This is a genomic window from Microbacterium sp. JB110 (assembly GCF_003335195.1).
GTDB lineage: Bacteria > Actinomycetota > Actinomycetes > Actinomycetales > Microbacteriaceae > Microbacterium.
Window position 1 is genome coordinate 110,516 of record NZ_QPGM01000002.1, and the last position, 25,824, is coordinate 136,339.

The 25,824-nt window shown below is 67.3% G+C and carries 27 protein-coding genes and 1 pseudogene; 13 read left to right on the plus strand and 15 right to left on the minus strand.

The window, feature by feature from the left end:
* Window positions 1-71: 71 nt before the first annotated feature.
* Both CIK77_RS03950 and ilvA read left to right on the plus strand, forming a co-directional pair.
* Window positions 72-1,289: an AI-2E family transporter gene (locus CIK77_RS03950; RefSeq protein WP_170934229.1), complete on the plus strand. Its 1,218-nt coding sequence runs from the start codon at window positions 72-74 to the stop codon at window positions 1,287-1,289.
* Window positions 1,286-2,545 (plus strand): threonine ammonia-lyase, encoded by a 1,260-nt coding sequence (gene ilvA, locus CIK77_RS03955; protein ID WP_087056169.1) that lies wholly within the window; start codon window positions 1,286-1,288, stop codon window positions 2,543-2,545. The genes CIK77_RS03950 and ilvA overlap by 4 nt, the downstream gene beginning before the upstream one ends.
* Before the next feature lie 416 nt (window positions 2,546-2,961).
* Here ilvA and greA read toward each other — a convergent pair whose 3' ends face one another.
* Both greA and CIK77_RS03965 read right to left on the minus strand, forming a co-directional pair.
* Window positions 2,962-3,441, minus strand: coding sequence for a transcription elongation factor GreA (gene greA, locus CIK77_RS03960; RefSeq protein WP_087056170.1), 480 nt, complete (start codon window positions 3,439-3,441; stop codon window positions 2,962-2,964).
* Window positions 3,442-3,526: 85 nt separating this feature from the next.
* Entirely contained in the window at window positions 3,527-3,925 is a 399-nt protein-coding gene (locus CIK77_RS03965) for a DUF4307 domain-containing protein (protein ID WP_087056171.1), read from the minus strand.
* A gap of 66 nt (window positions 3,926-3,991) precedes the next feature.
* Here CIK77_RS03965 and CIK77_RS03970 point away from each other — a divergent pair, with 66 nt between their 5' ends.
* Window positions 3,992-4,306 carry a hypothetical protein gene (locus CIK77_RS03970; protein WP_087056172.1) on the plus strand — a complete coding sequence of 105 codons (315 nt, stop codon included), beginning with the start codon at window positions 3,992-3,994 and terminating at the stop codon, window positions 4,304-4,306.
* Window positions 4,307-4,337: 31 nt separating this feature from the next.
* Here CIK77_RS03970 and trhA read toward each other — a convergent pair whose 3' ends face one another.
* The gene (trhA, locus tag CIK77_RS03975; RefSeq protein ID WP_087056173.1) at window positions 4,338-5,063 is read right to left on the minus strand and encodes a PAQR family membrane homeostasis protein TrhA; all 726 of its coding nucleotides are present in this window, start codon (window positions 5,061-5,063) and stop codon (window positions 4,338-4,340) included.
* A 70-nt stretch (window positions 5,064-5,133) separates the two neighbouring features.
* Here trhA and CIK77_RS03980 point away from each other — a divergent pair, with 70 nt between their 5' ends.
* Together CIK77_RS03980 and CIK77_RS03985 are read left to right on the plus strand one after the other, a co-directional pair.
* Complete coding sequence (locus tag CIK77_RS03980; protein ID WP_170934230.1) at window positions 5,134-5,949, plus strand: isoprenyl transferase; 816 nt, start codon at window positions 5,134-5,136, stop codon at window positions 5,947-5,949.
* Between the two features lie 318 nt (window positions 5,950-6,267).
* Entirely contained in the window at window positions 6,268-7,614 is a 1,347-nt protein-coding gene (locus CIK77_RS03985) for a PhoH family protein (protein WP_249268716.1), read from the plus strand.
* A 163-nt stretch (window positions 7,615-7,777) separates the two neighbouring features.
* On the opposite strand, the gene CIK77_RS03990 is transcribed toward CIK77_RS03985, so the two are convergent.
* The 5 genes from CIK77_RS03990 to xseA are packed head-to-tail and all read right to left on the minus strand — an operon-like array spanning window position 7,778 to window position 12,024.
* Complete coding sequence (locus tag CIK77_RS03990) at window positions 7,778-9,172, minus strand: class II fumarate hydratase (RefSeq protein ID WP_087056176.1); 1,395 nt, start codon at window positions 9,170-9,172, stop codon at window positions 7,778-7,780.
* Window positions 9,173-9,208: 36 nt separating this feature from the next.
* Window positions 9,209-9,841 carry a carbonic anhydrase gene (locus tag CIK77_RS03995; protein ID WP_087056177.1) on the minus strand — a complete coding sequence of 211 codons (633 nt, stop codon included), beginning with the start codon at window positions 9,839-9,841 and terminating at the stop codon, window positions 9,209-9,211.
* A complete protein-coding gene (locus CIK77_RS04000; RefSeq protein ID WP_087056178.1) occupies window positions 9,838-10,479 on the minus strand; it encodes a DUF4245 family protein in 642 nt (213 codons plus the stop codon). Before CIK77_RS04000 ends, CIK77_RS03995 begins: the two co-directional genes overlap by 4 nt.
* A complete protein-coding gene (locus CIK77_RS04005) occupies window positions 10,479-10,709 on the minus strand; it encodes an exodeoxyribonuclease VII small subunit (protein ID WP_087056338.1) in 231 nt (76 codons plus the stop codon). Before CIK77_RS04005 ends, CIK77_RS04000 begins: the two co-directional genes overlap by 1 nt.
* A gap of 10 nt (window positions 10,710-10,719) precedes the next feature.
* Window positions 10,720-12,024 carry an exodeoxyribonuclease VII large subunit gene (xseA, locus tag CIK77_RS04010; protein WP_087056179.1) on the minus strand — a complete coding sequence of 435 codons (1,305 nt, stop codon included), beginning with the start codon at window positions 12,022-12,024 and terminating at the stop codon, window positions 10,720-10,722.
* A 62-nt stretch (window positions 12,025-12,086) separates the two neighbouring features.
* Here xseA and CIK77_RS04015 point away from each other — a divergent pair, with 62 nt between their 5' ends.
* Window positions 12,087-13,136 (plus strand): 4-hydroxy-3-methylbut-2-enyl diphosphate reductase, encoded by a 1,050-nt coding sequence (locus CIK77_RS04015; protein WP_087056180.1) that lies wholly within the window; start codon window positions 12,087-12,089, stop codon window positions 13,134-13,136.
* Window positions 13,133-13,711, plus strand: coding sequence for a DUF6264 family protein (locus tag CIK77_RS04020; RefSeq protein ID WP_087056181.1), 579 nt, complete (start codon window positions 13,133-13,135; stop codon window positions 13,709-13,711). Before CIK77_RS04015 ends, CIK77_RS04020 begins: the two co-directional genes overlap by 4 nt.
* A 69-nt stretch (window positions 13,712-13,780) precedes the next feature.
* Here CIK77_RS04020 and fbaA read toward each other — a convergent pair whose 3' ends face one another.
* Window positions 13,781-14,809 (minus strand): class II fructose-bisphosphate aldolase, encoded by a 1,029-nt coding sequence (gene fbaA / locus CIK77_RS04025; RefSeq protein WP_087056182.1) that lies wholly within the window; start codon window positions 14,807-14,809, stop codon window positions 13,781-13,783.
* A 179-nt stretch (window positions 14,810-14,988) separates the two neighbouring features.
* Here fbaA and glpX point away from each other — a divergent pair, with 179 nt between their 5' ends.
* Together glpX and CIK77_RS04035 are read left to right on the plus strand one after the other, a co-directional pair.
* Window positions 14,989-15,972 (plus strand): class II fructose-bisphosphatase, encoded by a 984-nt coding sequence (gene glpX, locus CIK77_RS04030; protein ID WP_087056183.1) that lies wholly within the window; start codon window positions 14,989-14,991, stop codon window positions 15,970-15,972.
* Window positions 15,973-16,086: 114 nt separating this feature from the next.
* Entirely contained in the window at window positions 16,087-16,284 is a 198-nt protein-coding gene (locus CIK77_RS04035) for a hypothetical protein (protein ID WP_087056184.1), read from the plus strand.
* On the opposite strand, the gene rmuC is transcribed toward CIK77_RS04035, so the two are convergent.
* Together rmuC and CIK77_RS04045 are read right to left on the minus strand one after the other, a co-directional pair.
* A complete protein-coding gene (gene rmuC, locus CIK77_RS04040; RefSeq protein ID WP_087056185.1) occupies window positions 16,268-17,617 on the minus strand; it encodes a DNA recombination protein RmuC in 1,350 nt (449 codons plus the stop codon). The genes CIK77_RS04035 and rmuC overlap by 17 nt on opposite strands.
* A 60-nt stretch (window positions 17,618-17,677) precedes the next feature.
* Window positions 17,678-18,271: a 3'-5' exonuclease gene (locus tag CIK77_RS04045; protein ID WP_087056186.1), complete on the minus strand. Its 594-nt coding sequence runs from the start codon at window positions 18,269-18,271 to the stop codon at window positions 17,678-17,680.
* A gap of 101 nt (window positions 18,272-18,372) precedes the next feature.
* Between CIK77_RS04045 and ychF the strand changes: the two genes are divergently transcribed.
* Window positions 18,373-19,446, plus strand: coding sequence for a redox-regulated ATPase YchF (gene ychF / locus CIK77_RS04050; protein WP_087056187.1), 1,074 nt, complete (start codon window positions 18,373-18,375; stop codon window positions 19,444-19,446).
* A gap of 206 nt (window positions 19,447-19,652) precedes the next feature.
* Here ychF and CIK77_RS04055 read toward each other — a convergent pair whose 3' ends face one another.
* Window positions 19,653-20,489 (minus strand): helix-turn-helix transcriptional regulator, encoded by an 837-nt coding sequence (locus tag CIK77_RS04055; RefSeq protein ID WP_212647519.1) that lies wholly within the window; start codon window positions 20,487-20,489, stop codon window positions 19,653-19,655.
* A gap of 154 nt (window positions 20,490-20,643) precedes the next feature.
* Here CIK77_RS04055 and CIK77_RS04060 point away from each other — a divergent pair, with 154 nt between their 5' ends.
* The 3 genes and pseudogenes from CIK77_RS04060 to CIK77_RS18040 all read left to right on the plus strand — a co-directional run bounded on the left by CIK77_RS04060 (window position 20,644) and on the right by CIK77_RS18040 (window position 22,990).
* Window positions 20,644-21,567, plus strand: a complete 924-nt coding sequence (locus CIK77_RS04060; protein WP_087056189.1) for an SDR family NAD(P)-dependent oxidoreductase — start codon at window positions 20,644-20,646, stop codon at window positions 21,565-21,567.
* Between the two features lie 194 nt (window positions 21,568-21,761).
* Window positions 21,762-22,313 (plus strand): TetR/AcrR family transcriptional regulator, encoded by a 552-nt coding sequence (locus CIK77_RS04065; protein ID WP_087056190.1) that lies wholly within the window; start codon window positions 21,762-21,764, stop codon window positions 22,311-22,313.
* 2 nt (window positions 22,314-22,315) lie between these two features.
* Window positions 22,316-22,990: pseudogene (locus CIK77_RS18040) on the plus strand (NAD(P)H-dependent oxidoreductase).
* Window positions 22,991-23,332: 342 nt separating this feature from the next.
* On the opposite strand, the gene CIK77_RS04075 reads toward CIK77_RS18040, so the two are convergent.
* The 3 genes from CIK77_RS04075 to CIK77_RS04085 form a co-directional block, all read right to left on the minus strand.
* Complete coding sequence (locus CIK77_RS04075) at window positions 23,333-24,190, minus strand: pyridoxal-phosphate dependent enzyme (RefSeq protein ID WP_087056191.1); 858 nt, start codon at window positions 24,188-24,190, stop codon at window positions 23,333-23,335.
* Window positions 24,187-25,116: a ketopantoate reductase family protein gene (locus CIK77_RS04080; RefSeq protein WP_087056192.1), complete on the minus strand. Its 930-nt coding sequence runs from the start codon at window positions 25,114-25,116 to the stop codon at window positions 24,187-24,189. The genes CIK77_RS04075 and CIK77_RS04080 overlap by 4 nt, the downstream gene beginning before the upstream one ends.
* Before the next feature lie 65 nt (window positions 25,117-25,181).
* The gene (locus CIK77_RS04085; RefSeq protein WP_087056193.1) at window positions 25,182-25,820 is read right to left on the minus strand and encodes a LysE family translocator; all 639 of its coding nucleotides are present in this window, start codon (window positions 25,818-25,820) and stop codon (window positions 25,182-25,184) included.
* Between the last annotated feature and the right edge of the window lie 4 nt (window positions 25,821-25,824).

Below are 25,824 nucleotides of genomic sequence, written 5' to 3' on the forward strand. Positions count from 1 at the left end.
ACAGCCTCCGACATCAGCGGTGAGACCGAACATCACGGCTGGCGCATATGCGCGGGCCTAGACTGTCTGAGATGAGCGACAAGACCTCCAGGCGCGGATTCTGGGATCTGCTCCGGTCGAAGGACGAGCCATCCTCTCCGAGCGGAGCGCGGCGCGAAAGCGACGACGTCCCCGCGGGGCTGCGCATCGGAGCCGCGTATTCGTGGCGGCTGCTGCTCATCATCGCGCTGATCGGCGTCGCCGTCGCCGCGGTCGTGATGTTCAAGCAGCTTGTGATTCCGCTGCTCGTGGCGATCCTGTTGACGGCACTCGTCTGGCCCGTGTACGAGCCGCTGCGCCGTTTCGTCCGCGCGCGCATCATCGCGATCACCATCACCGTGGTGGGACTGATCGGGATCGTGACCGGCCTGCTCACGATGGTGATCTGGCAGATCACCGAGGAAGCGGGAGAGGTCCGCGACGAGGCGACCCAGATGATCGACGAAGCCCATGAGTGGCTTCTCACCACCGGCATCGTCACCGACGCGCAGATCAGCGAGTTCTTCGGCCAGACCGGCGACTTCATCCGGGATCAGGCCGATTTCCTGCTCAGCGGAGCACTCACCGTCGGAAGCACTCTCGGCAGCGTGGGAGCGGGCATGCTCATCGCCCTCTTCGTACTGATCTGCCTGCTCGCCGACGGCGAGCCGATCTGGAAGTGGACGCTCAAGCTCTTTCCCCGTGTCTCCCGCGACGCCGTCGACGCGTCGGCACGCAACGGCTGGCGCACACTGATCAACTACGCCCGCACGCAGGTGATCGTCGCGACCATCGACGCCATCGGCATCGGTCTCGGTGCGTTCCTCCTCGGGGTCCCGCTCGCCATTCCGACCGCTGTGCTCGTCTTCCTCGGTGCGTTCGTGCCGTTCATCGGCGCGATCGTCACGGGCGCGATCGCGGTGCTGTTGGCGCTGTTCACCGGTGGTGTCTGGCTCGGGGTGGCGATGCTCGCCGTCGTGCTCGTCGTGCAGCAGATCGAGAGCCATATCCTGCAGCCGCTGCTGATGGGATCGGCAGTGAAGGTGCACCCGATCGCCGTTGTGCTCGTCGTCGCCGGCGGAGCGATGATCGGCGGGATCGCCGGGGCGCTGTTCGCCGTGCCGGTTGCGGCGTTCGTCAACGTCGTCGCTGTCACGATCGCAAGCGGCTCGTGGCGCACAGGGCATCAGCCGGACGGCTCCCTGCTGTGGAGCGCGGTGCCCAAGAAACTTCTGAATGACAGAGAACAGGGAGAAGGGAACAAGGCATGACCACGGTCGAACCCGAACACCAGGCGGTCGCACGAATTCCCTCGCTGGCTGAGATCGAGGACGCCGCGCGCAGCCTTGCCGGCGTCATCGAACACACACCGACGCAGAACTCCCAGCATCTCTCCGAGGTGATGGGTGTGCCCGTCAGCCTCAAGCTCGAGAATCTGCAGCGCACGGGTTCGTTCAAGGTCAGGGGAGCGACGTACCGCCTCTCCCATCTCACCGCGGAGGAACGCGCCAGGGGAGTGGTCGCCGCCTCGGCGGGCAATCACGCCCAGGGCGTCGCGCTCGCCGCACGGGAGCTGGGCATCTCCGCGACGATCTACATGCCGCTCGGTGTTCCCGTGCCGAAGCTGCTCGCCACCCGTGGCTACGGCGCCGAGGTCGTGCTCCAGGGCGACACCGTGGCCGAGCCGCTGCGCCTCGCGGCCGAGCATGCAGAGCGCACCGGCGCCATTCTGATCCACCCGTTCGACCATCGTGACATCGTGATCGGGCAGGCCACGCTCGGTCTCGAAGTGATGGATGACGTTCCGGATGTCGAGACGATCGTCGTCGGTGTCGGCGGCGGCGGGCTCATCGCCGGTGTCGCCGCGGCCGCCAAGGCACGCGCGAAGGCCGAAGGGCGCGAGGTGCGGATCATCGGCGTGCAGGCGGAGAACGCCGCGCCCATGCCGGTATCGCTCGAGGCGGGGCATCCGGTCGAGATCACCACCAAGCCGACGATCGCGGATGGGATCCTCGTCGCACGGCCGGGCGAGATCCCGTTCGAGACGATCCGCGAGTACGTCGACGAGGTCGTCACCGTCTCCGATGATGACATCGCGCGCGCCGTGCTGGCGCTCCTGGAGCGCGCCAAGGTCGTCGTCGAGCCGGCAGGAGCGGTCGGCGTCGCCGCGATGATGGCCGGCAAGGTGCATTCCCAGGGCCCGACCGCCGCGATTCTCTCCGGCGGGAACATCGACCCGCTTCTGCTGCAGCGCATCATGTCGCACGGGCTTGCCGCCTCCGGCCGGTACATGACGATCCGGATCCCGCTGCCCGACCGGCCTGGCCAGCTCGTCATGGTCTCGCAGGTGATCGCCGGCGCGGGAGGGAACGTGATCGAGGTGCTGCACACCCGCCACGGCCAGGGGCTGCAGGTCAGCGAGGTGAATCTGCAGATCTCCGTGGAGCTGCGCGGCGCCGAGCACCGCGAACTCGTCCTGCAGGCGCTGAGGGACGCAGGCTTCACCCCAGAAGTCCTCCCAGACTGAGCCGGGCTCAGGCACTGCGCTGGCGGCGTTGTCGTCGGTCAGGGCACTCTCGGTGCCCTTTCTCTCCTCCGCCTTGCCATCACAGCACCTGAGCCCGGCTTCGCGGTAGTCGGGAACTGCGCTGGCGGCGTTGTCGTCGGTCAGGGCACTCTCGGTGCCCTTTCTCTCCTCCGCCTTGCCATCACAGCACCTGAGCCCGGCTTCGCGGTAGTCGGGAACTGCGCTGGCGGCGTTGTCGTCGGTCAGGGCACTCTCGGTGCCCTTTCTCTCCTCCGCCTTGCCGTCACAGCATCTGAGCCAGGTTCCGCCGAGCGGACCAGGCACGCGAAAGAGCGGTTCCGGATGCTCTTGCGAACATCCGGAACCGCTCGATCTCACAGTGTGCGGAACGACGCGCTGTGCGCGCCCCGCGCCGTTCAGCCCTCGAAGGACTCGACTTTGACGATCTCCACAGGGATCTGCTTGCCGTTCGGGGCCTCGTACGTGGTGCTCTCGCCCTCGGCGAGACCGAGGATCGCGCCGCCCAGCGGGCTCTTCTCGCTGTAGACGTCGAGGTCGGTGCCGCCGGCGATTTCGCGGCTGCCGAGCAGGAAGCGCTCCTCGTCACCCAGCACCAGAGCGGTCACGACCGTGCCGGACTGCACGGTGCCGTTGAGTTCGGGCGCCTCGCCGACCGAGGCGTCCTTGAGCAGCGACTGCAGTGTGCGGATGCGTGCTTCCTGCTTGCCCTGTTCGTCCTTGGCAGCGTGGTAGCCGCCGTTCTCGCGCAGATCGCCCTCCTCGCGGGCGGCTTCGATGCGCTTGGCGATCTCCTCACGGCCCGTCGTCGAGAGCTCTTCGAGCTCTGAGGTGAGACGGTCGTAGGCATCCTGAGTGAGGAAGGTTGAGTCAGACACGGCATTTCCCTTCTAAGCGAATACCGGATGCGAAAGACGCCCCGGCATTGTGGCCGAGGCGTCGAGCAAGTAGCTTTCGAAGAGCTTAGAGCACCCAGCAGGACTTCACCAAACCCGTCGTCGCCTCGGCGAGCGTGGGGATCTCCTCGGTATGCCGTTGGGCGTGATCGCCGTCGGCGGCGTACTCGAACACCTTCCAACCGACCGTGCCGAACTCCTCATCGAGCGCCGTGAGGATGCAGGCCACGTCGCGATCGACCGGGGCCGTGAACTGGAACGACAGCGATGTCGTCGTCTCGTCGACGACCTCGAATCCGAGGTCGTCTGCATTCACTGTGCTGACCGCGCTCGAGATCGTGTGCCAGGCGAGGTACCCGGTCAGCGCCAGAGCGCCCGCGATGACGACCACCCAGAACGCGCGGACGCGGCCGCGCCGACGCACGCGGCCGTAGCGTTCGTCGAGCAACTGCTGGGTCGTCGTCACAAGGTTCTCCAGGCCGGGGCGGCATAGGCTGATACCACTAGGTTACGCCGCTCAGAGAGGCAATCCATGCACGTACTCCAGGCGGTGTCGACGCCCGAGCCGACGCCGACGCCGACGATGACCGTCGACCCCGACCTGGTCACGCCCGGCCCCGCGGGGTTCATCACGATCGCGCTGCTGGCGATCGCCGTCGGGCTGCTGGCATTCGACATGCTGCGGCGCGTGCGGCGCGCCCGGTACCGCGAAGAGGCGCGCCTGGCGCTGGATGCGGAGGAAGCGGCTGCGCACGAAGCGACCGACGACGACGGCGATCCGGAAGCCGGTGGCGATGCCGACGACGCCGAGCCAGGAGACGCCGCGCCGGACAAACCGGCTTCCTGAGCGCGTCTCCAGCATCCGGGCCCTGAGCAGATCAGGCCGCAGGGCCGTGGAACGGCGGGTCGAGCACGAGCAGCAGGGCGGCCGTCCAGTGGCACAGGAACGCCAGCACAGTGCAGACATGGAAGATCTCGTGGAACCCGAAGTGGTTCGGTGACGGGTTCGGGCGCTTGAGCGCATACACGACGGCACCGAGTGAGTAGAGCAGGCCGCCGACGATCACCAGGATCATCATGGCAGGATTCGCTTCGAACAGCTGCGGCAGGTACATCACGGCAGCCCACCCGAGTGCGAGATAGAGCGCGACGTAGAGCCAGCGCGGCGCGCCGATCCACAGCACGCGGAACAGGATGCCGAGGATCGCTCCCGCCCACACGATGCTGAGCAGCAGCACGCCGTTCCCGAACGGCAGCGCGAGCACGCCGACCGGGGTGTAGGTTCCCGCGATGAGGAGCAGGATGTTCGCGTGGTCGATGCGCTTGAGCACGGCCTTGGTGCGCGGCCCCCAGTTGAACCGGTGATACACGGCTGAGTTGCCGAACAGCATCAGCGACGATGCCATGAACACGGCTGATGCCCATTTCGCCGGGGCACCCTGCGCAAGGCTGATCAGCACGATACCTGCTGCGATGGCGACCGGAAACGTGCCAGCGTGGATCCAGCCGCGCCACGACGGCTTCTCCTCGCTCAGGGGTGCGTTGGCCTCGGCATCGATCAGCGGAAGCTGGGGAACATCGGGTGCGCGTCGGGAGCGTGCCATCTTCGAAGCCTACGCATTCGCACATGCCGAATCACGCACATGGCGGGCTGCTCATCGCGATGGCTAACGGATGCACAGCGCGGCCGGGTACCGTAGGAGGGTGACGAGCAAGCGGTCGACTGAGGGGCGTGGCCTCCTTTATCGGCTCTACAACGCGCGGCTGAAGCGCCAGATCGATCGCGCAACGGTGCCGCACCACGTGGCGATGATCATCGATGGCAACCGACGTTGGGCCAGGCAGCTCGGCTTCGACACGGCCGCTCACGGGCACCGCGCCGGCGCGTCGAAGATGGAGGAGTTCGTCGCCTGGTGCGACGACATCGGCGTCGAGGTCGTGACGCTGTACCTGCTCTCGAACGACAACGTCGTCAAGCGCGACGCGACGGAGATCACCGACCTCATCGAGATCATCGCGGGCCTCGCTGGTCGGCTTTCGCGCCGAGGCGATTGGCGCGTGCAGCACGTGGGGCGATCCGACAACCTGCCGGAGCACCTCGTGGATGCGCTGCGCGATGCCGAGACGCTGACGGCGGCGAACGTCGGCCTGCACGTCAACCTCGCGGCCGGCTACGGAGGCAGGTACGAGATCGTCGACGCCGTGCGGCAGATCATCCAGAAGCACTCGTCGAACGGCGGCAGCCTCGACGAGCTCGGAGCGAGTCTCACGCCGGAGACGATCGGCGAGCATCTCTACACGCGCGGTCAGCCTGATCCGGATCTGGTCATCCGGACCAGCGGCGAGCAGCGCCTCAGCGACTTCCTCGTGTGGCAGAGCGCGCACAGCGAGTTCTACTTCATGGAGGCGCTCGGCCCGGATCTGCGTGAGATCGATTTCCTGCGCGCCATCCGTGACTACACCACGCGCGAGCGACGCTTCGGCAAGTAGGCCGCCGCGGCTCCGATCGCTCTGACACAGCGCGGCCGAACGGGTGCTCCGGCATCGCTTCGACCGCGTGGTCCCGCGGCGTCGAGCCGGCCGGTCGTCCGGATCGCCTGCGCCGTGCACATGCCAGCCACACGACGTTCACGGATACGTCACGCGACACGCCAGCATCGCGCCGATGAAGGTCGCCGGTGGGGCGTAGCTTCACAGGTATCGGGCAGAGCGCCCGTTCGAGTCGGCCTCACGGAAGCGACTCGCGAACCCACGGTCGACTCGTAGAAGCCGGGCAGGTTCCCGGGGCGGGAGTGGGTTGTGACCACGATCAACACGCAGCAGTCCTCGCGCACGAACGAGCAGGGAGCGCATGACGCGGCCGATCAGCGGTTGCGGACGTATGTGCTCGACACCTCCGTTCTGCTGAGTGATCCACGCGCTCTGTTCCGCTTCGCGGAGCATTCGCTCGTCATCCCGGTCGTCGTCGTCAGCGAGCTCGAGGGCAAGCGGCACGATCCGGAGCTCGGTTATTTTGCGCGACAAGCGCTGCGCTACCTCGACGGCCTGCGCATCGAACATGGGCGGCTCGACTTCCCCGTCTCCGTGGGGGAGGGAACCCTCCGCGTCGAACTGAACAACATCGATCAGCAGGTGCTGCCCCGCGGCATCCGGCTGGCCGACAACGACAGTCGCATTCTCGCGGTCGCCTCGCACCTGCAGCAGGACGGGCAGGACGTCACGGTCGTTTCGAAGGATCTGCCGATGCGCGTGAAGGCCGCATCGATCGGGCTGCAGGCAGAGGAGTATCTGGCCGAGCAGGCCGTCGACTCCGGATGGACGGGGGTCGCCTCGCTCGCGCTCTCTGGCGACGACATGGCCGACCTCTACGACGCCGAGGTCGGCGTGCATGAGGACGCGGCCGGCCTGCCGATCAACACCGGGCTGGTCATCCAGTCGGAGCGCGGATCGGCACTCGGGCGCATCGTGGGCGACGGAGAGTTCAAGCTCGTGCGCGGCGACGGCGACGTGTTCGGTCTGCACGGCCGCTCCGCCGAGCAGCGCATCGCCATCGATCTGCTGCAGGACCCGGAAGTCGGCATCGTCTCGCTCGGCGGCAAGGCCGGTACCGGCAAGTCGGCGCTGGCACTGTGCGCCGGGCTCGAGCAGGTGCTGGAGCGCCAGCAGCAGAAGAAGATCATCGTCTTCCGGCCGCTGTTCGCCGTCGGCGGGCAGGAGCTCGGCTACCTGCCGGGCGACCAGGGCGAGAAGATGAACCCGTGGGGTCAGGCGGTGTACGACACTCTCGGCTCCGTCGTCTCGGAGAACGTGCTCGACGAGGTGATGGCGCGCGGGCTGATCGAGGTGATGCCGCTCACTCACATCAGGGGACGCTCGCTGCACGATGCGTTCGTGATCGTCGACGAGGCGCAGTCGCTGGAGCGGAACGTGCTGCTGACGGTGCTCAGCCGCATCGGGCAGAACTCGAAGGTGGTGCTCACGCACGACATGCAGCAGCGCGACAATCTGAGGGTCGGCCGCCATGACGGTGTTGCCAGCGTCATCGAGACGCTGAAGGGCCACGGGCTGTTCGCCCACGTCACCCTCACCCGCAGCGAGCGTTCGGCGATCGCGGCGCTGGTGACCAACCTGCTGGAGACGGGGGAGCTGGCGTAGTTCGGAACCCAGGACGCACGAAGCGGGGCGGTGAGGAAGGATCCTCACCGCCCCGCTTCAGCGAATTCGTGCACTGGTGCGTCTCTGGGAAGGCGGAGGAGGGAAGGGCACCGAGAGTGCCCTGACCGACGACAACGTAGCCAGAGGCGTGCCAGGGCGCGAATCAGCCCGGGTGGGTCATGGAGAGGAGGTCGAGCTTCTCATCCAGCTGCGCCTCGGTGATCTCGCCGCGCTCGACGTAGCCGAGGTCGATGACGGCCTCGCGGACGGTGATGCCCTTGGCGACCGAGTGCTTGGCGATCTTCGCTGCGGCCTCGTAGCCGATCAGACCGTTCAGCGGTGTGACGATCGAGGGGCTCATGCCCGCCAGCGCGGTGACGCGCTCGATGTTCGCCTGCAACCCGTCGACAGTCTTGTCGGCCAGCGTGCGGGAGGCGTTCGAGAGCAGCCGGATCGACTCCAGCAGCGCCGTGCCCATCACGGGAATGGCGACATTCAGCTCGAATGCACCGGATGCGCCGGCCCACGCGACCGTCGCGTCGTTGCCGATGACGCGGGCGGCGACCATCAGCGTGGCCTCGGGGATGACCGGGTTGACCTTGCCAGGCATGATCGACGACCCCGGCTGCAGGTCGGGGAGGTGCAGCTCGCCGAGCCCCGTGTTCGGACCGGAACCCATCCAGCGCAGGTCGTTGTTGATCTTCGTCAGCGACACGGCGATCGTGCGAAGGGCCCCGGATGCCTCGACGAGGCCGTCGCGGTTCGCCTGCGCCTCGAAGTGGTCGACCGCCTCGGTCAGCGGCAGACCCGTCTCAGCGACGAGGTTCGCGATGACCTTCTGCGGGAAGCCCTGGGGCGTGTTGATTCCGGTGCCGGTGGCCGTGCCGCCCTGAGGGACCTCGGCGACATGGCCGATCGTCGCCTCGACGCGCTCGATGCCGAGGCGCATCTGGCGGGCGTAGCCGCCGAACTCCTGACCCAGAGTGACGGGAGTGGCGTCCATGAGGTGGGTGCGGCCGGACTTCACGACCGGCTTCCACTCCTCGGCCTTCGCTTCGAACGCCTTCGCGAGGTGATCGAGCGCGGGAACGAGGTCGCGCAGCAGCGCCTCCGTCACGGCGACGTGCACCGACGTCGGGAACACGTCGTTGGACGACTGCGATGCGTTGACGTGGTCGTTCGGGTGCACCTCGCTGCCGAGCTTCTCGGTGGCGAGCGTCGAGAGCACCTCGTTCATGTTCATGTTCGAGGAGGTGCCGGAGCCGGTCTGGTACGTGTCGACGGGGAACTCCGCCTCATAGCCGCCGGCGACGATCTGGTCGGCCGCCCACGCGATGGCGTCGGCGATTCCGCCGTCGAGCGTGCCGAGGTCCTTGTTCGCCAGCGCGGCCGCCTTCTTGATGCGTGCAAGGGCGTGGATGTGGCGGGTCTCGAGGCCCTTGCCCGAGATGGGGAAGTTGTCGACGGCGCGCTGCGTCTGGGCGCGGTACAGAGCGTCCTTGGGGACGTGCACCTCGCCCATGGTGTCGTGCTCGATCCGGTACTCGGTCTCGGACATGTCTCTCCTTACCTCAGGCCGCATCCCTGCGGCAGTTCACTGTTCCGCGCCGACGACGACGCGCGGCTCGACCTTGCCCTCTGCGAGGCGGTAGTTGGCGCCGACGATGCCGAGGCGGCCCTCGGCCACGGCTTCGCTGATCAGCTCGGAGTGGCGCAGGATCGACGCGACCGTCTGCTCGAGGTGGCGTCGTCCGACGTTCTCGGCGCTCACCGTCTCGTGTGTGACGCCCTCGTCGCTGCCTGCGCGCAGCTCGGACTGCACAGCGGGCACGATCGGCGCAATCAGGCGCCAGATGTACGGAGGCAGCGGCTCCTTGTCGATGTCGAAGCTGTCGATCGCCGCGCGGACGGCCCCGCACGCGTCGTGGCTGAGCACCACGATCAGCGGCACCTTGAGGACCTCGACCGCGTACTCGAGCGACCCCATGATCGACTCGCCCGTCACCTGTCCGGCGTTGCGGACGACGAACAGGTCGCCGAGCCCCATGTCGAAGATGATCTCTGCTGCCAGCCGGGAGTCGGAACAGCCGAACAGGGCAGCTCGCGGTGCCTGGGATGCGGCGAGCTCGTTGCGGCGACCGGCGTCCTGGTGCGGGTGCTCAGGGGCGTTCTCGACGAACCGTCGGTTGCCGTCGAGCATCTGGTTCCAGACGTCTGCGGGGATCATGTCGCGTCCTCCTCCTGGTCGCCTGCGGCGAGGCTGTCATGGATCTGATCGGAGAGCAGGCTCGCCATCTCGGCTGTGGTGTCGGCGGGCGCCGAGCCGTACAGCAGCACATAGCCGTCGCCGAGCGCTGTGCCGATGGCGTACGAGACGGGGGAGTCGCTCTGTGCGCCGCCGATGTCGTACACGCTCCACTCCACGCCGTCGATGGTCGTGGTGTCGTCGGCGCGAGCGCCCGAGAGCTCCTGCGCCGCCCAGGTCTCGTCGCCGTCGAAGCCCTGCACAAGCGTGACGTAGTCCTTCTCATCGGGGGTGAGATGCACGACCTTCCACGACACGACCGTCGAGGGGGAGACCTCGGCGGCGTTGACGCCCCATCCGGTCGAAAGGTCGGCGACCAACGGAGTATGGCCGTACGCCTCTTCAGCGTTGTCGGCGATGGCCGCCACATCGATTTCGGGGCGCTCGGGGGACGTTCCGCGGGGAACGCCGAGCATCACCACGACCACGATCAGCAGGGTGACGCCCAGTGCGATGATCAGGTTCCGGACGTTCTGACTGTTCCGGTACGCGGCCGAGCGAGCGGCCTTCTGCGCTGCGATGTCCTCTGCGGCCTGCTGGTCGGATGCCCCGTTCGCCATCACTCGGCCTCTGCGGCGGCCTCTGGCCTTGCGGCTTCCAACCTGCTCTTCGCGCCGCGCAGCCACTCCTCGCAGCGCGCGGCGAGAGCCTCTCCGCGCTCCCAGAGCGACAGCGACTGCTCGAGCGTGGCCGCGCCCTGCTCGAGTTCGGACACGACGCGGACGAGTTCATCGCGCGCCTGCTCGAAGGAGAGCGAGGCGACGTCGGCGGGGGCAGGATGATCCGTCATCGTAGCCATTCTATTCTTCCGATCCGGTCGGCGCCGCCACGGGCGAGGCATCGACGCTGCCGTGCGAGACGGCGGCGATCGAGCCATGCTCGACTGTGAGGATGAGTCGTGTGTCGGCCGGGGCCTGGGCCGGTTCGCGCACGATCCGGCCGGCCTCGTCCTGGGCGATGGCGTAGCCGCGGCTGAGGGTCGACGCGGGGGAGAGAGCGCGCAGCGATGCGCGGAGCTCTCCTGTGCGCGCCTCCGCCTGTCGCAATGCGCGATCGACGGCTTCGCGGCCGCGCGATACCTGTAGGAACACGTCCTGTGCGCGGTCGCGGATGATCCGGTCGGGCTCGCGCAGTGCGGGGCGCGAGCGCATCTGTTCGAGCTGGGCGAGGTCGTTCGTGATGCGCTGCGTCAGACGCATCTTCGCCCTCGCGCGCAGCTCGGCGATGAGGGCGCGCTGCTCCCCGACATCCGGGACCACTCTCTTGGCGGCATCTGTGGGCGTGGACGCGCGCAGGTCGGCGACGTCGTCGAGCAGCGGGTGATCGTTCTCGTGGCCGATGGCGCTGACGACGGGCGTGGTCGCGGCCGCAACAGCGCGCAGCAGGCGCTCATCGCTGAAGCCGAGCAGCGTCTGCGGGTCACCCCCGCCGCGCGCGATCACGATCACATCGACCGAGTCGTCGGCCTCGAGCTTCTCGAGGGCTGCGAGCACGTCGGGCACGCAGCGGTCGCCCTGCACCGCCGCGTGCTCGGTGCGGAAGTTCACCTCGGGCCAACGCAGCTCGGCGTTGCGGAGCACGTCGCGCTCGGCGTCGCTGCGCTCGCCGGTGATGAGGCCGATGCGATGGGGCAGGAAGGGGACGGGCTTCTTTCGCGCAGGGTCGAACAGTCCCTCGGACTTCAACTGTGCTCGCAGCCGCTCGAGCCGCTCGAGCTGGTCGCCGAGCCCGACGTGGCGCATGGAGCTGACCTGGAAGGCCAGCTCCCCGCCCTTGACCCAGTAGTCCGTTTTGACGTTCGCGATCACGTGGTCGCCGACCTTCAGATCGGCCGGCAGGCGACTGCGCACGCTCGACCACACCCGCACCGAGATGTGGGCGTCGGTCTGGAGATCCTTCAGACGGCCGAACGTGGCGCCGGCGCGCACGTTCCATGACGTGATCTCGCCCTCGACCCAGAGCGAGCCCCAGCGTTCGATGAAGCCACGGATGGTTCTGCCGAGCCGTTCGACGGACGTCGGAGCGTCGGAGGAGGACTCCGATGGTGCGACGCTGTCGGGCGGGGGAGCCTGACCCGGCACCGGCTCGGTGCTGAAGGTGGTCATCGTCTGCCTCTCGTCGCTTCGGATATCGGCCGATGCTCAAGTGCCGCCCGTAGACTGGGCGGGTGAACTCCACCGCAGTTTCGTTGCCCGTACCGCGTGTACCGGTCCGTCGTGAGCGCCTCCAGGATAACGAGGTCCTCGGACACAAGCGCGTCCGGCTGGCCGCGCCCCGCGGCTATTGCGCGGGTGTCGACCGGGCGGTGATCACGGTGGAGAAGGCGCTGGACCGGTATGGCGCCCCGGTGTATGTGCGCAAGCAGATCGTGCACAACATCCACGTGGTGCGCGAACTCGAAGCGCGCGGGGTGATCTTCGTCGAAGAGGTCGATGAGGTTCCGGAGGGTGCGCACGTCGTCTTCAGCGCGCACGGAGTGTCTCCCGCTGTCGTCGAAGCGGCGTCGGATCGCGGCCTGCAGGCGATCGATGCCTCGTGCCCGCTCGTGACGAAGGTGCACCGCGAGGCCAAGCGCTTCGCCAGAGACGACTACCAGATTCTGCTCGTCGGCCATGAAGGCCACGAGGAGGTCGAGGGCACGGCCGGTGAGGCACCGGACAACGTCACGATCGTGAACAACCCGGATGAGGCGGCGACGGTCGAGGTCGACGACCCGTCGAAGCTGGTGTGGCTGTCGCAGACGACACTGTCAGTCGACGAGACGATGGAGACGGTGCGCCGACTGCGGGAGCGGTTCCCGAACCTGCAGGATCCCCCGAGCGACGACATCTGCTATGCAACGCAGAACCGGCAGGTCGCGATCAAGAAGGTCGCGCACGGCTCCGATCTCGTGATCGTCGTCGGTTCGGCGAACTCGTCGAACAGCGTGCGTCTGGTCGAGGTCGCGCTGGAGTACGGCGCTAAGGCCGCGTACCGCGTCGACTACGCGGACGAGGTGCGCCAGGAATGGCTCGACGGGGTCGAGACGGTGGGCATCACCAGTGGCGCGTCGGTGCCGGATGTGCTGGTGCAGCAGCTGCTCGACGAGCTCGCCGATGCGGGCTACGCCGATGTCGAGGAAGTGCGCACCGCCGAGGAGGATCTGATCTTCTCGCTCCCCAAGGAGCTGCGCGGTGAAGGCGAGCCACGGGGCGGCCGGGCCGGAGCCGCGGCATGAGCGAGACGCGCCCCTCATACGGCGAGTATGCGACGCCCGAGGAGCAGCGCCGTCGTATCGACTCGAATCCGCTGCCGGACGAACCGCCGCGGCAGGAACCGAAGCCTCGGCAGGAACCTGAGGTCTCGCAAGCCACAGCGGCAGCGCCCACCACGGGGACGGACGAAAGCCCGAAACCCCTGACGCGGGCACGCCGCATCGACGTGTTCGCCGCAGTGTTCCTTCTCGCCTGGGGACTGTTCTCGGTCATCCGGATGGTCCCGGAGCTCACGCAGCTCCCGTCGACGTTCTACGACGCGTTCGAGGCGATGGGCATCGACGCGGAGTTCTCCGACCCGGCCGGTGCGCGCTGGTGGGGTGTGGGGGCTGCGGTCGTCTACGGCTTCGGCTGGCTGATCGCCGCCGCGCTGACCTGGCGGCGCGCCAGGCAGCGCAAGATCGTGTTCTGGGTGCCGCTGGTCAGCGCCGTGGTCGTCTTCGTGATCGTGATGCTCCTGATCGCCGTGCCCCTCGCGAACGACCCCGCTCTGCTGGACGCGCTGGTCTCGCAGATGGGCGAGCTGCCGCAGCCGTAGCGCTTCAGACAAGCAGAGACGACGATGTCCCCGGCGCCGCAGGGCACCGGGGACATCGTCGTCGTCTGGTCAGCCCTTGGACTGTCCGAAGGACCCGAGCTGTTTGGTGGCTTCGATGACGCGGGCGGCCATCGCCGTCTCCGCGACCTTGCCCCAGGCCCGCGGGTCGTACTTCTTCTTGTTGCCGACCTCGCCGTCGACCTTGAGCACCTCGCCGTAGTTGCTGAACATGTAGTCGGCGATTGCGCGCGTGTAGGCGTACTGCGTGTCGGTGTCGATGTTCATCTTGATGACGCCGTTGCGCACAGCGAGCGCGATCTCTTCGTTGGTCGAACCGCTGCCGCCGTGGAAGACGAGGTCGAGCGGCTTCTCACCGGTCCCGAACTTCTCGGCGATGCCCGTCTGGATCTCGCCGAGGAGCTCCGGGCGGAGCTTGACGTTGCCCGGCTTGTAGACGCCGTGCACGTTGCCGAAGGTGAGGGCCGACAGGTACCGGCCCTTCTCGCCGAGCCCGAGGGCCTCGACTGCTTTCGTCACGTCGCCGACGGTCGTGTAGAGGGCATCGTTCGAACCCTCGTGCTGCACGCCGTCCTCTTCGCCGCCGACCACGCCGATCTCGATCTCAAGCAGGCCGCCGATGTTCTTCAGACGGGGGAGGAGCTCGCTCGCGATCTGGATGTTCTCGTCGAGCGGCACGGCGGAGCCGTCCCACATGTGCGACTGGAAGATCGGCTCGCGGCCGGCCTTGACCTCTTCTTCGCTGGCCTCGAGTACGGGCAGGAGGAAAGAGTCGAGTGCGTCCTTCGGGCAGTGGTCGGTGTGAACAGCGACCGTGACGGGGTAGTTCTTGGCGACCTCGCGCACGTAGCGGGCCATGGCGATCGCGCCGGTGGCGCGCGCCTTGACGGTCTGGCCGGCGAAGTAATCGGCTCCACCTGTGGTGACCTGGAGGATGCCGTCGGAACCGGCCTCCGTCAGGCCCTGCAGCACGGAGTTGATGGTCTGCGAGCTTGAGACGTTGATCGCGGGGTAGGCAAAGCTGCCTGCCTTCGCGCGATCGATCATCTCGGCGTACTGGTCAGCGGTGGCGACGGCCATGTGGTTTCCTTCGCAATCGGGTGAGGGGAGCTTCCCGCAGTCTACCGAGTGGCGCGGGAAGTCAGTAGTCGTGGCGGAGAACCATCCGGCGTGACCAATAGGAAAGAATCGTGATTCTTATGTGCTCCGGGGGCGTGAAGTCGCCTCGTCCGGCGACGAGGGAGGAATAGGGTCAGAACATGACGACCGCTGAGGACATGATCCCCCTTCGCCCTGACCGCAACATCGCCCTCGAACTGGTGCGCGCCACGGAAGCAGCCGCCATTCGCTCCGTGCCGTTCATCGGCCGCGGACAGAAGGAGAAGGCGGACGGAGCCGCCGTCGACGCGATGCGCGCCTTTCTGTCGACGGTCGATTTCGACGGCACCGTCGTGATCGGCGAGGGGGAGAAGGACGAAGCCCCGATGCTGTTCAACGGGGAACAGGTGGGGACGGGCAAAGGCCGCAAGTACGACATCGCGGTCGACCCGATCGACGGCACCTCGCTGACTGCCGCGGGGCGTCAGAACGCACTCAGCGTGATCGCTCTGTCCGATCGGGGCACCATGCTCGATGCCTCGAGCGTGTTCTACATGGACAAGCTCGTCACGGGGCCGGCCGGCGTCGGCATCGTCGACATCCGTCTGCCCGTCGGCGAGAACATCCGACGGTTGGCGAAAGCGTCAGGAAAGCCCGTGGAGGAGATGGTGGTCTCTGTGCTGAACCGCCCCCGCCACGAGAAGCTGATCGAGGAGATCCGAGAGGCCGGAGCGGGTACCCGGCTGATGTCGGACGGCGATGTTGCGGGCGGTATCAACGCCGCACGCCACGACGCGCGCGTCGACATGTGCATCGGCGTCGGCGGCAGCCCCGAGGGAATCGTCACGGCGTGCGCGATCAAGGCCCTCGGTGGACACATCCAGGGTCGGATCTGGCCGCGCGACGACGAAGAGCGACAGGCGGGCATCGACGCGGGACTCAAGATGGACTATGCGTATGACGCGGAGGAGCTCGTGCGCGGAAACAATACGATCTTCGTCGCAACCGGTGTGACCGACGGGCAGCTGGTGGCCGGCGTCAACCGCACCGGAGAACACGTGTACACGGAATCGATCGTGCTGCGCAGCCACTCCGGAACACTGCGGCGCGTCACCTCGGATCACCTCGTCTCGAAGTGGTTCTGAGTCGATCGCACTCGGATCGTGACGTTCAATCCCACATCCGTGCAGGAAGGGATGCAAGAATGAGCTACGGCGGGAGAGGGGCCGCGCCGTGCGGCTCGCCGCCGAGGCTGATCTATGACGAGTGAGAATTCGACCGGGCGGGTCACCGGTGCCAAGGCTGTCGTGAAGGACGCTCAGGACCCTTCGCGCCGACCGGACGTGCTGTTCCGCGTGCGACGCGCGCCTGGGCAGGAGGCGAACCCGTGGTGGAACATCTGCGCCTTCGTGATCTTCTGCGGCGGCGTGCTCGGGGTGCTCAGCCTCCTTCCGTAATCACAGACTCCGTTTCGTCGGCCTGGCGATCTGCGGTCGCGTCAAGGGGTTCGCCGTCCGCCTGCTCCAGCAGCTCCGGCGCCGTGAGGCGGCGCACCGGCTCGTCGATCGTCTCCAGCTCCGGTGACTGCGCGAGCTTCGACGCCTCGATGCCGGGGAACTTGCGCGCCGTCGACAGCACGCGGCTTTCGAGCGAACCGACGAGCTTGTTGTAGGAGTCGACTGTGCGCTCGATCGCACGCCGCATCCCGTCGGCGTGACCGGACAGCGTACCGAGGCGTTCGTAGAGCTCGTTGCCGAGCTCGAACAGGGTGCGGGCTTCGTCTGACACCTCCTGCTGCGTCCACGAGTACGCGACAGTCTTCAGCACCGCCCAGAGATTGACCGGCGACGCCAGCGCCACGCGACGGGAGAAGGCGTACTCGAGCAGCGCCGGGTCTTCGCTCAGCGCGGCTGCCAGCACCGACTCGCTGGGGATGAAGCACACCACGAATTCTGGGCTCTGCTCGAGGCCCGTCCAGTACGCCTTCTTCGCGAGAGCATCGATGTGCGCCCGCACCGCCTTGACGTGCTTCGCCATCAGGCCGGCCCGGCGCGAGCCCTCGTCGCCGGTCGCGGTGTCGGGAATGGCGCTGGCGTCGAGGAAGGACTCCAGAGGCGCCTTCGCATCGACGGCGATCGCCTTGCCCCCTGGTAGGCGCACCACCATGTCGGGACGACCGACCCCGGCGTCCGAGGAGATCTGGGCCTGCAGATCGAAGTCCACCCGCTGCAGCAGGCCGGCTTCCTCGACGATGCGCCGCAGCTGCGCCTCGCCCCACGCTCCGCGCGCCGTCGTCGAGCGCAGCGCACTGGCCAGCGATTGCGTCGTATCGCGCAGCTGCTCGTCGGAGCGATGCGCGGCCCTGAGCTGCTCGGCGACCTGGCCGAACTGCTCCTGCCGCTCCTTCTCCATCGCGCCCACGCGCTGCTGCATCCGGGTCAGTGTCTCCTGCACCGGGGTGAGTGCCTGCAGCACGGCGCTCTCACGCTGAGCCTGCGCGGCGGACTCCGCCTGTTCGAGGCGTTCGCGTTCGGCGATCTCGCGGCGCTGCGCGTCCTGTCGAGCGACCGTGTCGCGAAGGGACGCTGTTTCGCCCTCGGCGCGCGAGAGCTCGGCGCGCAGGGTCGAGGTGGCCTCCACGACGCGGTGCTCGGCCTGCGCCCGCGCGGCCTCGACGGCGTGCGAGTTCGCGGCCTCGGCGCGGGCTGCCCGGCCGGAGCGCGCGAACCACCCGATCGCGGTGCCGGCGGCCAGGGCGAGGAGCACGAGAACGACGGTGATGGGGTCCATGTGCACCATCCTGCCGGGGGCCTCCGACATTCTCGCCTCGGCGAGTCGGACGCTGGGCGGCTACGCCGCTGCGGCGCGCGGTGCGACGGGTTCCGTCTGCTTCACCTTCGCGCCGATAGTGCGCGCAAGAGCGGTCACGTCCGCCGCTTCGTGGCGCCGTCCGGCGTCGATCACGATCTGTGCGCAGGCGAGGGCGTCTGCGGTCGCCTCATGGTGGGCGAACTCGTGGTGCCCAGCCGCCTCGGCGGCGATCGGCAGGCGATACGACGGCAGGTCGTACACCTTCCGGGCGACCTGCAGCGAGCACAGGTAGCGATACGAGTCGAGTTCAGCTCCGGTCGCCTCGCAGGCTGATCGGAGCACGCGCGTGTCGAAGGCCGCGCTGTGCGCGACGAGCACATCGCCTCCGATGAAGCCGACCAGCGCAGCCAGTTGCTGCGTCCATCCGGGAGCCGAAAGCACATCATCCGGAGCGATGCCGTGGACGCCCATGTTCCCCGGATGGAAGGTGTCGTGACCGGCTGGAGGCCGGATCAGCCATCCGGCCGTTTCGACGACCCGACCGTCTCGAACGCGCGCCAGGCCGACCTGACATGCGGAGGCGGGAGAGCCGTTCGCCGTCTCGAAATCGATGGCAGTGAAGTCGAGAGGCATGCCCTGAAGTCTGCTCCCCGAGGAGTGGAGGGCAAAACCGACGCGGCCGTTCCCGGTCGATCCGGAGGGTTCGGCGGCCGCCGCACGTAGACTGTCGTTCCGTGGCTCTGACTATCGGAATCGTCGGACTTCCCAATGTGGGCAAGTCGACTCTCTTCAACGCACTGACCAAGAACACCGTGCTCGCGGCGAACTATCCGTTCGCGACGATCGAGCCGAACGTCGGCGTGGTCGAGCTGCCGGACCAGCGGCTGAACCGGCTTGCTGAGATCTTCTCGTCGCAGAAGATCCTGCCCGCGCCGGTGTCGTTCGTCGATATCGCCGGCATCGTGCGCGGCGCGAGCGAGGGGGAGGGGCTCGGCAATCAGTTCCTCGCGAACATCCGTGAGGCCGACGCGATCGCCCAAGTCGTGCGCGGGTTCACCGACAGCGACGTCGTGCACGTCGACGGCAAGGTCGACCCGTCCAGCGACATGGAGACGATCAACACCGAGCTGATCCTCGCCGACATGCAGACGCTCGAGAAGGCTGTGCCCCGCCTCGAGAAAGAGGTCAAGGGCAAGAAGACGGACCCGGCCGTGCTCGCCGCGGCGAAGGAAGCCGCAACGATCCTCGAGGACGGCACGACGCTGTTCCAGGCAGGCTTCGACACGACTCCGGTCAAGGAGCTCGGCCTGCTCACGGCGAAGCCCACGCTGTTCGTGTTCAACGTCGATGAGGGCGTGCTCACCGACGACGACCGGATGGCGGAGCTTGCGGCGCTCGTCGCTCCGGCGAAAGCTGTGTTCCTCGACGCGAAGGTCGAGTCGGAGCTGATCGATCTCGACCCGGATGAGGCGACGGAACTGCTGCAGTCGCTGGGTCAGGAGGAATCAGGCCTCGACCAGCTCGCCCGCGTCGGCTTCGAGACGCTCGGACTGCAGACGTACCTGACGGCAGGCCCGAAGGAAGCGCGCGCCTGGACCGTGCGGAAGGGTGCGACCGCCCCGCAGGCCGCGGGTGTGATCCACACCGATTTCGAGCGCGGCTTCATCAAGGCCGAGATCGTCTCGTTCTCCGAGCTCGACCAGCACGGATCGATGAGCGAGGCGAAGGCCGCCGGGCGCGTGCGCATGGAGGGCAAGGATTACGTCATGAAGGACGGCGACGTGGTGGAGTTCCGGTTTAACGTATAAGCACGTTCGGGGTGCACTTATGACGCCTGCACGAGTTCTCACTGCAGGTGACCGCGGTGTGCTTGCTGCGATGTCCGGCTGATTTACTTGCTCCGGCCAGATGCCGGACGTGGCAACTCGCTGACGCGAGGGCCGGACGAACCACGAGTCACGACCGTTCGAGAGCGCGGGCCCCGGGCCGGCCAAGGCTCACGGTTACAGGCGATTCAGACCGCTCCGGTGACGAGGAGAAGGTCGAGCTTGTTCTCGTCTGTGGTGTCTGCGGCAGCGGTATAGGCGACTATGCGCAGATCAGCGCCCGGCACGGAGAGGACGTCGCAGTCGAGCGTGATCGCGCCGACCTCGGGGTGCTTGATCGTCTTCCGACTGCTCGTGTGCTCGGCCGGTGCGGCGTCGTTCCAGTGCCGGGTGAAATCGGCAGAGACTGCGCGGAGTTCACGCACGAGCGAGGCGAGCCGCCGGTCGCTGGGATATCGGGCCCGTGCATGCTTCAAATCGGCGACGATGCTGCGCTCGAAATCATCGGTTGGCGCCGGCGGCGAGGGGTGCAGGGACCTATGCGCGGCCCCGTTGCCGAAGATCGCCCGAGCAAGATTGCGTTCGGCCGCCGGAAGTCGCTCAGGGGGTCCGTGGAGCGTCGCCCAGGTCGGGTTCCATATCAGCAACGACCAGTCGGCGGCGAAGACGCCGACCGCTGCGTCTCCGAGTCGGGAGACGAGTCGCTGTACGCCGGCCGGGATGAAGTCGGACACCATGCCATCCCTTGGCGGCAGCAGTCCGGCGGAGATGAACAGGGCGTCGCGCTCCGCGCTCGATAGCTGCAATGCTCGGGCAAGCGAGGCGACGACCTGAGCCGACGGGCGGGTCGCCCGGCCGCGCTCGAGACGCACGATGTAATCGACCGACAGTCCCGCGAGCTGTGCGAGTTCTTCTCGCCGCAGGCCGGGGGCGCGACGGCGCAGTCCTGCTGTCAGGCCGACATCATCCGGGGCGAGCCTGTCACGCCACCGATGCACCAGATGCCCGAACTCCGACGCTTCCATGCCCTTCATTCTTGCGCGACCGCGCGCCCGGAGACTAGGCACTGACAGTCCTCCGTCTCAATGGGGCCCTGGCCGTCATGCGGCGGTCGACGAAGACTCGTCTCCGGATCGCTCTACGTCCGTCAGCATCGATGCCAACTGCAAGGAGGAGCCCATGGCTCAGCACACCATCGTCATGACCGGAGCGACACGAGGGATCGGCCGAGTCGCCCTCGACCGCATCGCCGCGCTCGACCCAGACGCCCACCTGGTCCTGCTCGCCCGTGACGAGGCCAGCTCCCGATTGGCAGCCGAACTCACCGCGGCAGGGCACGCGGCATCGGGTATCGCCGTCGACCTGCTGTCCCTCACGGGCACGCGCCAGGCTGCCGACGAGGTTGTGCGGAGACTGGATGCTGGCGAACTGCCGCCGCTGCGCGGTTTGGTCGGCAATGCGGGGCTGCAAATCACGAACGACCTCACCGAGAACTCCGAAGGCCTGGAGGCGACGTTCGCCGTCAACGTGCTCGCCAACCATGTGCTCCTCCGTCGCCTGAACGATCGCTTCGTGTCAGGGTCGAGGATCACGCTCACGGTCAGCGATACTCACTTCGGCGATTTCCGTCACAATCTCGGTATGGTTCCCGGCCCGTCCTGGCAAGAGCCGGAACGTCTGGCGCGGATCCGCGCCTTCCCTGATCCGGAGAGCGTCGTGGCGGGTCGCACCGCGTACTCGACGAGCAAGTTGGCCGCCATCCATCTCATCCACGAGCACGCGCGCCGTCTGTCGGGCGGCGTTGACATCGTCGGATTTAATCCAGGGTTCGTTCCCGGTACCGACCTCGCGAGGGCCGCCGACGCGTTCTCACGTTTCGCGATGCGCAGGGTCATGCCGCTGATGACCTTGACGCCGTTGGCGACCAGCAAGGGCGCAGCCGGGCGCTATCTCGCAGACGCGGCGCTCGGCCGCACGAGGGCGACGACCGTGGCCTATATCAACCGCGGTGCCGAGGAGCGTTCGTCCGAGGAGTCCTACGATCCTGCTCGCGAACGTCAGCTCTGGGACACCGCCGAGGAACTCACGCGATCGCTCCACTGAGCGGCGGCGATGGGCGATCCGGTGGTGGTCTCTCTGCCTCGTCGTCCTCAGGCGTTGCGGCAGTCGGGGTCGGCAACGTACACGCCCCGATTCCGCGCGCCCTGACCGTGGTGCGCCCACGGGGGAGCGCGTCGCGCGATTCCGACGCGGCCAGCGTTCTTGCGTAGGTACAACGATCGTTGTACCTTGGGTGCATGACTTCGACGCGAGCCGCCATCGTCTCCTCCGCCGAGCGCACCTTCGATCACCATGGCTTCGCGGCCACGGGCATGGACCGCCTGACGGAGGCCGCTGGCGTGTCAACGCGCACACTGTACAAGCATGTGGGAAGCAAGTCGCGCCTGATGGTCGCCGTGTTGGAAGAGCGTGCGGACCGCTTCTTCGCCGCTCTGTTGGTCGAGAGCGTGGACGCGCTGTTCACCGGTCTCGGACAGTGGATCGCCGAGGAGGGTTCCCGTGGCTGTCTCTTCCTCCGGGCGCAGGGCGAGACTGCCGGCGAGGACGAGGGTGTGTCCGCGGCCGTCGCGTCGTACCGGGACCGGCTCCGCGCGCTGATCCGCCGCGTCGTCGCCCGCGACCTCGGCCACGACGATGAACGAACCGCGACGCAGGTGCTGCTGCTGTTCGAAGGCGCGACCTCGGCCGCCGCCTACCTCGGCCCCGACTCCATCGAACGCGCCCAGGAGGCCGTGGCTGTGTTGATGTCAGCACCTCCCCACGACCACGATTCCGAACGAAAGGCCTGACGTTGCACCTTCTGACCGTCTTCTCCCACCCGGTCGCCGCCTCGTATCCCGCCGCGGTGATGTCCGCTTTCCACGAGCCGTTCCACGAGGCTGGGCACACGATCGACGTGCTCGACCTGCATCGCGAGGGCTTCGACCCGCGGTTCACCGTGGAGGACCATTCATACTTCTGGGGCGCCCCGGTCCCGGCAGATGTCGCCGCCATGCACCGGCGCGTCGAGGCGGCCGACCGTCTCGCGTTCGTTTTTCCGGTGTACTGGTGGTCGATGCCGGCGCTCATGAAGGGGTGAGTCGAGCGTGTCTTCACCGGCGGGTGGGCCTACCAATATGGTCAGGGCGTCGATGATCGCGGAAAGAAGCCCCTCAATGGTCTTCTGCCGAGCGTGCCGACCGCGCTCGTCGCCATCGGCGGATCCAAACGCTCCACGTACGACAAGTACGGCTATGACGAGGCCATGCGCACCCAGCTCGACGTGGGTGTCTTCGCCTACTGCGGGATTCGCGACGTCGAGAGCCATCTGATCTATGACGTCGAGGGTGACCACAACGCCGCCACCCGCGCTGCCGGTGTGCGGGATGCGCGCCGGATTGGCGCGGACTTCCTCTCGCCGGATCGCGTGCCCCGCGATGCGAAGGCCGAGCACCTTCGGGCGCGCCGGGCCGCCAAGGCCGCCTGACGCGGATCGACCCGGCCCGCGGCGTCACCCTTCACGACGTCGGTCCTCTGGCGCAGGCGTGGGTCGTCGGGCGGCGGCAGGTAGTGGTGCTTCGTCCCGCGCAACAGCGTCTGATCTCTGACCCGAGCTCATGACGGCCGAGACGAAAGCGCCGCCGGCGCGTGATGTGTTTACGTACCGGAACTCGGTGGAGTTCCGGTTTAACGTGTAGTCGCGTTCTGATTTGCGCTGTCGAGCCGGCCGGCGTGTCTACCTGCTAGACCTAGTCGCCTGCGATCCACCAGGATATGGGGTGGCTGCGGAATCGGTCGGTGTACGTGGGGTGGTGTCCGCGACAGTCGGTTATGGTCGCGGCGCGGTAGTGTCGAGATGCACCGAGGTATATCGAGGGAGACCAAAGGGATGAGTGAGCCACAACCAATTTCCCCCGAACCTGGGCGGTGGAAGCGCCCCGCCTACCTCCTCGTTGTTTTGGCCGCGCTCGCGCTGGTGATGTTCGTCTGGTTCCACACCCCCGAGGTAGAGGTGGCGTCGGACAACGGAGAGGATGGGTACATCACGCTCCGATGCGCCAACGCCGGTCCATCGAGGTGGGAGCCACCCACCGTGCGCCCGGGCCAGGAACTCTCTGGTGACGCGACGAGTCAGGCATTCGATCTGCTGATCCTGAAGAACGACATCGAGTCGCTTCATGTTGGCCTCGCGTGCGGACAGGCCCGTGATACGCACACAAACACCTTGATCGTGACGACTTTCGTCGCGGGAACGATCATCTTCCTCGGATATGCCGCGCTCTGGATGCGCCGCGCCCGCCCCGAGGCGTCGGAGCATCCCGCGTAGCCATGCCTCATGGTCTCGCTCATCGGTCTTGCGAGGAGCAGCGAGCCAGCCCACCTGGTCGAACGTGTCAGAGCTGATGATGGTGCACGGGTATCCCTTGACGGCACAGACGTAGGCAAGCGAGGAGCCGGTGCTGCCACCGGAGTACTCCACGACGCACTGACCGGGTTCGAGGTCACCGCGATGTTCCGCCTCTTCGATGATCGCCAGCGCCATTCGGTCCTTGTAGCTCCCCGTGGGATTTCCCGTTTCGAGCTTCACGATCACCTGCGCGGCACCGTCCGGGACGATGCGCTGCAAGCGCACCAGGGGAGTGTCTCCGATGGTGGCGAGCGAAGAATCGACTATGCCGTTGTTCATGACGAGGCTCCGGTCGCCCCGATGAGGGCCTGATGGTGGGTGCGCAACTGAAGCAGCGCTGCATTCAGCAGCGGTGCAGGGGCTTCGAGAGCTGCTGCGCGTGCGGCGAGGTCGCCGATGATGTGCTCGACTTCGACGGGGTCGCCGTGCTGGAGATCGCGGTAGAGCGAGGATGTGAACGCGGACCCTGGCTCGGTGAGCAGCCCCAGGGACTGCGCGTGCCCAGCCTCGCTCACCCGGTGGCCGACAACTTCCGCGATCTGCTCGCACTCGGCGATTGCCTGGAGGATCTGCGCTTCGCCTCCGGCAGCGAGGATGTCGCCGATGGTGCCGCGGAACAAGCAGGTGATGACACCGGCGGCGGCGATGAAAGCCCACTTCTCCCACAGCTGTGAGGCGACGTCGTCCACGATGTCCAGAGTGATGCCGTCGACGTCGAGCGTCCGGCGGATCTCGTTGGGCACGTCCTTGCCGTGCAGCCCGCCGACGGTCAGGCTGCACAGCGGGGTCATCTGCACGACGGTCGCGTCCTCGTCCAGGGTTGCCACGATTTTCACGATGCCCCCGAGGACCTGCCCAGGGAAGGCGCGCTCCAGTAGTTCGATGTGGGCCATGCCGTTGAGCAGCGGCACGATGCGGGAATCCGGCCCGACCGCGGGTGTGAATGTCGGGATGATCGATTCCAGTGCCGGTGCCTTGACTGCGACGATCACGAGGTCGAACGGATCTGAGTCGTCCAGCGAAGTGACGGCGCGCGCCGTGTACACGACGTCCACATCGGGTGCGCGGAAGTGCAGGCCGTCGGCCGCGAGCTGCGCGGCGCGGCGCTCTCGGACAAGGAACGTCACGTCCTGCCCGGCGGAGATGAGTCGCGCCCCGAGGGCTCCGCCGGTGGCTCCTGCTCCGATGATGAGGGTTCGTGTCATATGTCGAGCTTCCTTTGATGAGTTTCCGGTCCGGAGCCAGGCGATGAAGGTGTTCCTTATCGCACTTACGTGTCGGGACTGATGAGGCCGTAGACGGTACTGGCCAGCAGCCCAACCCCGATGATCAGCAGCGCGACGCCGCCCAGGAGGGTGACGATCCGGTCCGCGGCCGGGGACCTGTGGAAGCCGAACAGGCGGATCAGCGCGATCGTCACAGCCCACCACGACCCTGCGCCGAGCACGACCGCTGCGCACAGTGCGACGGTCCGCATCTCCGCTCCGTCGCCATGTCCGATGAACTGGGGCAGGATCGCCGCGAAGAAGAGCAGCGCCTTCGGGTTGGTCGCATTCGTGACGAATCCGCGCGCGTAACCGCCCCGTGATTGGTGCTCGAAGTCCTTTGCGGCCTCAGGCTCGGTGCTGCGGGTGGAACGAAGCATGCTCGCGCCCATCCACAGCAGCACTCCCGCCCCGAGCAGCTGCACGATGGTCAGCGCCCCAGGCGCAGACACCAGCAGGGCTGTCGCACCGGCGGCGGCGAGTAGCGCGTGCAGCATCAGTCCGGCGACGATCCCCACTGCAGTGGATGCGCCTTCCCGGACGCCGCGGGTCGCCGAGTGCACGACGAGCACGAGGTCTGGGCCGGGCACTGCGAGCGCTACCAGCAGAGCGAGGGCGAACGCCGCCCATGATTCTGCTCCCACTTCT